Origin of the sequence: Stutzerimonas stutzeri, from assembly GCF_013522825.1 — a bacterium.
Lineage (GTDB): Bacteria > Pseudomonadota > Gammaproteobacteria > Pseudomonadales > Pseudomonadaceae > Stutzerimonas > Stutzerimonas stutzeri_AK.
In genome coordinates, this window is the sequence record NZ_JAAMQZ010000070.1 from 1 (window position 1) to 7,927 (window position 7,927).

6 protein-coding genes and 1 pseudogene are annotated in these 7,927 nt (G+C 65.3%); 6 read left to right on the top strand and 1 reads right to left on the bottom strand.

Annotation, left to right across the window (positions count from 1 at the left end; translation table 11 throughout):
* Positions 1–384 precede the first annotated feature (384 nt).
* From G7020_RS23190 to G7020_RS23215, 6 genes are all read left to right on the top strand, one after another.
* The gene (locus tag G7020_RS23190) at positions 385–1,002 is read left to right on the top strand and encodes a YqiA/YcfP family alpha/beta fold hydrolase (RefSeq protein ID WP_181087188.1); all 618 of its coding nucleotides are present in this window, start codon (positions 385–387) and stop codon (positions 1,000–1,002) included.
* Between the two features lie 18 nt (positions 1,003–1,020).
* Positions 1,021–2,907 (top strand): DNA topoisomerase IV subunit B, encoded by a 1,887-nt coding sequence (parE, locus tag G7020_RS23195; RefSeq protein WP_181087189.1) that lies wholly within the window; start codon positions 1,021–1,023, stop codon positions 2,905–2,907.
* On the top strand, positions 2,904–3,896 hold the full coding sequence (locus G7020_RS23200; protein WP_181087190.1) for an esterase-like activity of phytase family protein: 993 nt from the start codon (positions 2,904–2,906) through the stop codon (positions 3,894–3,896). The genes parE and G7020_RS23200 overlap by 4 nt, the downstream gene beginning before the upstream one ends.
* Complete coding sequence (locus G7020_RS23205; RefSeq protein ID WP_181087191.1) at positions 3,896–4,423, top strand: TIGR02281 family clan AA aspartic protease; 528 nt, start codon at positions 3,896–3,898, stop codon at positions 4,421–4,423. The genes G7020_RS23200 and G7020_RS23205 overlap by 1 nt, the downstream gene beginning before the upstream one ends.
* Positions 4,420–6,675: a DNA topoisomerase IV subunit A gene (gene parC / locus G7020_RS23210; RefSeq protein WP_181087192.1), complete on the top strand. Its 2,256-nt coding sequence runs from the start codon at positions 4,420–4,422 to the stop codon at positions 6,673–6,675. Before G7020_RS23205 ends, parC begins: the two co-directional genes overlap by 4 nt.
* A gap of 390 nt (positions 6,676–7,065) precedes the next feature.
* On the top strand, positions 7,066–7,695 hold the full coding sequence (locus G7020_RS23215) for a PqiC family protein (protein ID WP_181087193.1): 630 nt from the start codon (positions 7,066–7,068) through the stop codon (positions 7,693–7,695).
* A gap of 126 nt (positions 7,696–7,821) precedes the next feature.
* Here G7020_RS23215 and G7020_RS24230 read toward each other — a convergent pair.
* Positions 7,822–7,927, bottom strand: a pseudogene (locus G7020_RS24230) (IS110 family transposase); the annotation flags it as partial.

Sequence of the window (7,927 nt, forward strand, 5' to 3'; positions counted from 1 at the left end):
GGCCATCGGTTCGCGGGCAAGGCCCGCTCCTACGACGGATGGGATTGCGCGACCACCTGTAGGAGCGGCCCCTGGCCGCGAACGGACCCGCGCCGGGGCGCTGAGCATTGGCTCGCGGGCGTGGCCGCTGCGGATGGGATTAGCACGACCACCTGTAGGAGCGGCCCCTGGCCGCGAACGGACCCGCGCCGGGGCGCTGAGCATTGGCTCGCGGGCGTGGCCGTTGCGGATGGAATTGCACGACCACCTGTAGGAGCGGCCCCTGGCCGCGAACGGGCTCGCGCGGGTGCTGAGCATTGTTAGCGGGTATGTGGCTGTCCGTTTTCGGGTTGCAGAAAAGGTCGGGTGGCTTGTAGCCTTGCCTCTTTTCGATGAACTGTATCCATGTCCAGTTACCCGCCTTCGATTCTTTATCTGCACGGCCTCAACAGCTCCCCGCTCTCGCGCAAGGCGAGCCAGCTGACGGCTGCGCTGGCGCGTATCGGGATGAGCGCACGGTTGCGGGTGCCGGCGCTGCATCATCATCCGCGCCTGGCCATCGCCCAGCTCGAGGCGGCTATCACCGAGCTGGGGCGGCCCGTGCTGGTCGGCAGTTCGCTCGGCGGCTACTATGCGACGCACCTTGCCGAGCGTCACGGGCTCAAGGCGTTGCTGATCAACCCTGCCGTGATGCCGCATCTCCGTTTCGACGGCTACCTCGGCCCGCAGACCAACCTTTATACCGGGGAAGTCTGGGAGCTTACCCAGGATCATGTCGCTGCGCTGGCCGAGCTGGAGGTTGCGCCGCCACAGGATGCCGAGCGCTATCAGGTCTGGTTGCAGACCGGTGACGAGACGCTGGACTACCGCGATGCGCTGGATTTCTACCGGGGCTGCGCGCTGCGCATCCAGGCGGGCGGCGATCATGGTTTTCAGGGCTTCGCCGAGCGGCTCCCGGCGTTGCTGGCGTTTGCCGGTTTTGCGCCGGCAGATTTTATCGAAGCCGATTTCTCCGATCTCTAAGGACATCACGAAACGCCCATGTCTTATACCGCAGAAGCCATTGAAGTCCTCTCCGGCCTTGACCCGGTGCGCAAGCGTCCGGGTATGTACACCGACACCTCGCGGCCCAACCATCTGGCCCAGGAAGTCATCGACAACAGCGTCGACGAGGCGCTGGCCGGGCATGCCCGCTCGGTCCAGGTGATTCTGCATCAGGACAACTCGCTGCAGGTCATCGACGATGGCCGGGGCATGCCGGTGGATATCCACCCGGAAGAAGGGGTTTCGGGCGTCGAGCTGATCCTCACCAAGCTGCATGCCGGCGGCAAGTTTTCCAACAAGAACTACCAGTTTTCCGGTGGCCTGCATGGCGTCGGGATTTCCGTGGTCAATGCGCTCTCGACGCGGGTCGAGGTGACCGTCAAACGTGATGGCAACGAGTACCGCATGCAGTTTGCCGATGGCTTCAAGGCCAGCGAGCTGGACATCGTCGGTTCCGTGGGGCGGCGCAACACCGGCACCAGCGTGCATTTCTGGGCCGACCCGAAGTACTTCGACTCGCCGAAATTCTCCATCAGCCGCCTCAAGCATGTGCTCAAGGCCAAGGCGGTGCTCTGTCCGGGGCTGAATGTCAGTTTCGAGGACAGGAACACCGGCGAGAAGGTCGAGTGGCATTACGAGGACGGCCTGCGTTCCTATCTGGTCGATTCGGTCAGCGAATTCGTCCGCCTGCCCGACGAGCCCTTCACCGGCAGCCTGGCCGGTAACACTGAAGCGGTGGACTGGGCGCTGCTGTGGCTGCCCGAAGGCGGCGACAGCGTGCAGGAAAGCTACGTCAACCTGATTCCCACTGCCCAGGGCGGCACCCACGTCAATGGCCTGCGCCAGGGGTTGCTGGATGCCATGCGCGAGTTCTGCGAGTTTCGCAGCCTGTTGCCGCGCGGGGTGAAGCTGGCGCCGGAAGATATCTGGGAGCGCATCGCCTTCGTCCTGTCGATGAAGATGCAGGAGCCGCAGTTTTCCGGCCAGACCAAGGAACGCCTGTCGTCGCGTGAGGCGGCGGCCTTCGTGTCCGGGGTGGTCAAGGATGCCTTCAGCCTCTGGCTCAATGCTCATCCCGAGCTGGGGCTGCAACTGGCCGAACTGGCCATCAGCAATGCCGGGCGGCGGCTCAAGGCGAGCAAGAAGATCGAGCGCAAGAAGGTCACCCAAGGCCCGGCGCTACCGGGCAAGCTGGCCGATTGCGCCGGCCAGGACCCGGCCCGCGCCGAGCTGTTCCTGGTCGAGGGCGATTCCGCCGGCGGTTCGGCCAAGCAGGCGCGGGACAAGGAATTCCAGGCGATCCTGCCGCTGCGTGGCAAGATCCTCAATACCTGGGAAGTGGACGGCGGCGAGGTGCTGGCCAGTCAGGAGGTCCACCATATCGCGGTGGCCATCGGCTTGGACCCCGGCTCGGCGGACCTCTCGCAGCTGCGTTACGGCAAGATCTGCATCCTTGCCGACGCCGACTCCGACGGCCTGCATATCGCCACGCTGCTCTGCGCGCTGTTCGTCCAGCATTTCCGCCCGCTGGTGGAAGCCGGGCATGTCTACGTCGCCATGCCGCCGCTGTACCGCATCGACCTGGGCAAGGACATCTTCTATGCGCTGGACGAGGCCGAGCGTGACGGCATTCTCGAACGGCTGGTGGCCGAGAAGCGCCGGGGCAAGCCGCAGGTCACGCGCTTCAAGGGCCTGGGCGAGATGAACCCGCCGCAGTTGCGTGAAACCACCATGGACCCGAATACACGCCGGCTGGTGCAGCTGACGCTGGATGATTTCGACAGCACCCGCGAGATCATGGACATGCTGCTGGCCAAAAAGCGCGCCGGCGACCGCAAGAGCTGGCTGGAGTCCAAGGGCAACCTGGCCGAGGTGCTGCTTTGAACAATTGCTGGATTGCGCTGCTGTTCGCGCTGGCGGCACCGGTCTGGGCCGCCGAGGCGCTACCTGAACTCGAACTGGTCAGCGAACACCCTGTCGAGGGCATGGGGACGGGCAACCTGTCCGGTCTGGCCTGGTGCGGTGATGGCCTGTGGGCGGTTTCCGACCGTGAGGACAACCTTCTCTATCGCCTCGATGCCGGCGATGCCGCTGAGAACGGTGTCTGGCAGGCCCACTCGGAGCGCTTCGAACTGCCGTCCGTGGCGGACAGCGGCCTGCCCTGGGGCATGCGCATGCGTACCCTGGCCAGCGGCGTGGTGCGCGGCGGGCAGATGGATTTCGAGGGGCTCGCCTGCGACCGGCTGGGCAATCGCTATCTGGCCAGCGAGGCACACGCTTCGATACTCAGGGTGACCCCGGCGGGTACCGCGCAGTGGCTCAACCTGCCGTCCGGTCTGATCCGCCAGGCGCGCGCCAGCGGCATGTTGTTGAAATTCAACGCCATGTTCGAGGGCATCGCGGTCGACCCGGATGCCGGGCGGATGTGGCTCGCCGCCGAGCGCGAGCGGCGCGGGTTGATGGTCATGCATCGCAACCAGAGCAGTTGGCAATGCACCGGCGGCTGCGTGTTGCTGGTCGAGGGCGGTCACGAGTTGCCGCCGCCGGCCCTGGGCGAGCAGCCGTTGCCGAGAAGCTTTTCCGGGCTGGCCTATTTCAATGACCGGCTGTTTACCCTCGAACCCAATGCCCATCAGGTCTGCCGGCGCAATCTCGCCAGCGGCGAAGTCGAGCGCTGCTGGTCCTATGCCGCCACGGCGCTGGCCGATGAGCGCCGTTACGACACGCCATTCGGCAATGCCGAGGCGTTGTCGCTGGACGAGCAGGGCGCCTGGATCGGGGTGGACAACAATGCCCAGGCCCGCCGCGACGGTGAAAAACGTCCGATCGTCTGGCGCTTCGCCGCGCCGCGTGGCGGCTGGGGTGCCCGCTAGTGAGCCAGCCTGCGGGGCGTCGTGCCGGTCGGGTCATGCTGGTGCTGGCCTGGGGGATCGGCATCCTGCTGGCGACGAAGTTTTTCGCCGACTGGGAGCAGAGCCGCTTCAACCCCAACCGACAACCCGTTTCGGTGGTGCAGGGTGAGCGCATCGAAGTGCTGCTTGAAAGCAATGTCCAGGGCCACTTCGTCGCCAGCGGGCGGATCAATGGCGAGGCGGTGGTCTTTCTGCTGGATACCGGCGCCACCGATGTCGCCATTCCGGCTGAAGTGGCCGGCAGGCTGGGGCTCGCGCGCGGCGCGCCGATCCTGTTGCAGACCGCCAACGGCCAGACCACCGGCTACCGCACGGTGCTCGACAGCCTCAGCCTGGGCGACATCGTCCTGCGCGACGTGCGCGCCATCGTTGCGCCCGGCTTCGACGGCGAACAGATATTGCTGGGCATGAGTGCCCTGAAACAACTCGAATTCACCCAGCGCGCCGGCACTCTGGTGCTGCGCCAACACGCCACGGATCGACCATGAGCGAAATTCTCGACCTGAGCCTGGACGGCGTGGAGCGGCGTTCCCTCGCCGATTTCACCGAGCAGGCCTACCTCAACTATTCCATGTACGTGATCATGGACCGAGCGCTGCCGCATATCGGCGATGGCTTGAAACCCGTGCAGCGGCGCATCGTCTACGCCATGAGCGAGCTGGGGCTGAACGCGGATTCCAAGCACAAGAAATCCGCGCGCACCGTGGGTGACGTGCTCGGCAAGTTCCATCCCCACGGCGATTCGGCCTGTTACGAAGCCATGGTGCTGATGGCCCAGCCGTTCAGCTACCGCTACACGCTGGTCGATGGCCAGGGCAACTGGGGTGCGCCGGACGACCCGAAGTCCTTCGCCGCCATGCGTTATACCGAGGCGCGGCTGTCGCGCTATTCCGAAACCCTGCTCTCGGAGCTGGGCCAGGGCACCGTAGACTGGGTACCGAACTTCGATGGCACCCTTGATGAGCCGGCCACCCTGCCGGCGCGCCTGCCCAATCTGCTGCTCAATGGCACTACCGGCATCGCCGTGGGTATGGCCACCGACGTGCCGCCGCACAATCTGCGTGAAGTCGCTACCGCTTGCGTGCGCCTGCTGGACGAGCCGAGCGCCACGGTCGAACAGCTCTGCGAGCACGTGCAGGGGCCGGATTACCCGACCGAGGCGGAGATCATCACGCCGCGCGCGGACCTGCTGAAGATCTACGAAAGCGGTCGCGGTTCGGTGCGCATGCGCGCCGTGTACCGGGTCGAGGATGGCGATATCGTCGTCACCGCGTTGCCCCATCAGGTCTCCGGTGCCAAGGTGCTGGAGCAGATCGCCGCGCAGATGCAGGCCAAGAAGCTGCCGATGGTGGCCGACCTGCGCGATGAATCCGATCACGAGAACCCCTGCCGCATCGTCATCATCCCGCGCTCCAACCGGGTCAATGCCGACGAACTGATGCAGCACCTGTTTGCCACCACCGACCTGGAATCCAGCTACCGGGTCAACACCAACGTCATCGGCCTCGACGGCAAGCCGCAGGTGAAGAACCTGCGGGTGCTGCTGTCCGAGTGGCTGACCTACCGCATCGGCACCGTGCGCCGTCGCCTGCAGTTCCGCCTGGACAAGGTGGAAAAGCGCCTGCACCTGTTGGAAGGTCTGCTGGTGGCCTTCCTCAATCTGGACGAAGTGATCTACATCATCCGCACCGAGGACCAGCCCAAGCCGGTGCTGATGGCGCGTTTCGGATTGTCCGAGCTGCAGGCCGACTACATCCTCGATACCCGCCTGCGCCAGCTGGCGCGGCTGGAGGAAATGAAGATCCGTGGTGAGCAGGACGAGCTGGCCAAGGAGCGCGAAAAGCTGCTGGCCTTGCTGGGCAGCGAAGCCAAGCTGAAGAAACTGGTGCGCAAGGAGCTGCTCGAAGACGCCGAAACCTACGGCGACGAGCGCCGTTCGCCCATCGTCGCGCGGGCCGAAGCCCGTGCACTGACGGAGAACGAGCTGCTGCCGTCCGAGCCGGTCACCGTGGTGATTTCCGAGAAGGGTTGGGCGCGCTGCGCCAAGGGTCACGATATCGATGCCGCCGGGCTTTCCTACAAGGCCGGCGACGGCTTCAAGGCGGCTGCGCCGGGGCGCTCGAACCAGTACGCGGTATTCATCGATTCGAGCGGGCGCAGTTATTCACTGGCGGCTCATTCGCTGCCTTCGGCGCGTGGCCAGGGCGAGCCGCTGACCGGGCGCCTGACGCCGCCGCCGGGCATCAGCTTCGAATGCGTGCTGCTGCCCGAGGATGACGCGCTCTATGTGATCGCCTCGGACGCCGGCTACGGCTTCGTGGTCAAGGGCGAGGACCTGCAGGCCAAGAACAAGGCCGGCAAGGCGCTGCTGTCGCTGCCGGCTGGCGCCAGGGTCATCGCGCCGCGCGCGCTCGACAGCCGCGAGAATGACTGGCTGGCGGCGGTGACCACCGAGGGCCGGCTGCTGGTGTTCCCGGTGCGTGATCTGCCGCAGCTGGGCAAAGGCAAGGGCAACAAGATCATCGGCATCCCCGGCGAGCGGGTGGCCAGCCGCGAGGAATATCTGATCGATCTGGCCGTGCTGCCGGGGGGAGCGACGCTGGTGCTGCAGGCCGGAAAGCGCACCCTGTCACTACGGGCCGACGACCTGGAACACTACAAGGGCGAGCGTGGGCGGCGTGGCAACAAGCTGCCGCGCGGCTTCCAGCGTGTGGATGGTTTGCTGGTCGAGGCGACATGACAAGGCGATCGCGCCATGGCGTTATTTTGCGATGGTCGTTCGATAAAAGCGCTGGAGGCTGGACGAAAAAACGTCATTTGCGCCCGAGCCTGGTTCGCTTGTCGTTCAGCCTCCAGCTTTCCAGCGTTGTTATCGGCTCTTTGAGCGCATGGCGCGATCGCCCTGGCGACATGATTGGCAGGCTGGCGTCCTCGGCCTGATTCACGGAAGATAGCGGGCTTTCCCGTATTGCGATCCGAAGAGGGTCGGCAGGCGACCGATGACGATGGTTTTCGTTGGCGTGGACAGCGGTCCGGCTGACAAATCCTCTGGTCGCGAGTAGAGGTAGAAACGAACGTGCTGCGCTTCTCGACTGTAGTATTGCTGGCCTGTGCCAGCCTGGCCGGCTGTATGACACAGCCGGTGCCGATGTACCGCCTCGACACCGGGACAACCGAGATCCCGGTCGAGGAGGGCGCCGCCGTACTGCTGGGGCCGGTGACGCTGGCCGATTACCTGCAGCGTGAGGCGCTGCTGCAACGCCTGCCCGATGGCAGCCTGGCCCCGGACGGGCAACAGGCGCGCTGGGCCGGCAGCCTGCAGGGCGATATCGATCAGCTGTTGCTGCGCCAGCTGGCCTGGCGGCTGAAAACCCAGCGTCTGGAACTCAGCCCTGGCAAGGGCTTTACCCCTGACGTACAGGTTGAACTCGATATCACCCGCCTGGACTCCGGTCCTGAACATCCGGCCGTGCTGGAAGCGCAGTGGCGCCTGCTGGACCGCAATGGCAAGCGCCAGGCCAGCCGCCTGGTGCGCCTGCAGGAAGAGCATCAGGGCAGCACCGCCGATCAGGTGCGGGCGCAGAGCCTGCTGCTGCAGCGTCTGAGCGAGATGATGGCCACGGCAATCGAGCCGCTGGCCACGGCCAAGGCGCCGGTCAGGCGCAATGCCACCAAGGCGCCGGCCAAGCCGAAACCGCAGACCCCCGTCATCCAGGCCATAGAGCCGATCAGGACCGATCTGGAAGTGTTCCGCTTCTGATCCTGCTTTGTTCGCGGGCATGGCCCGCTCCTACGGGGTTGGGCTGCCTGCTTTTCGTGGCAACGGGCCATGCCCGTGAAAGGGGGGGGCGCCGGTAGCGTCAGACTGTAGATACCGTCTTGCCCCTCACTTCGCAATAGCGAGTTCGGGGTTGAACGGTTCGCCGGATTTCAACACGCCATAGGCGATACAGAGCAATTTACGCATCGCCGCGCAGACGATCTGTTTGCCG

Coding starts and splice junctions, on each gene's coding strand:
- G7020_RS23190 (WP_181087188.1), top strand. CDS start 385: ATGTCCAGTTACCCGCCTTCGATTCTTTATCTGCACGGCCTCAACAGC.
- parE (WP_181087189.1), top strand. CDS start 1,021: ATGTCTTATACCGCAGAAGCCATTGAAGTCCTCTCCGGCCTTGACCCG.
- parC (WP_181087192.1), top strand. CDS start 4,420: ATGAGCGAAATTCTCGACCTGAGCCTGGACGGCGTGGAGCGGCGTTCC.
- G7020_RS23215 (WP_181087193.1), top strand. CDS start 7,066: ATGACACAGCCGGTGCCGATGTACCGCCTCGACACCGGGACAACCGAG.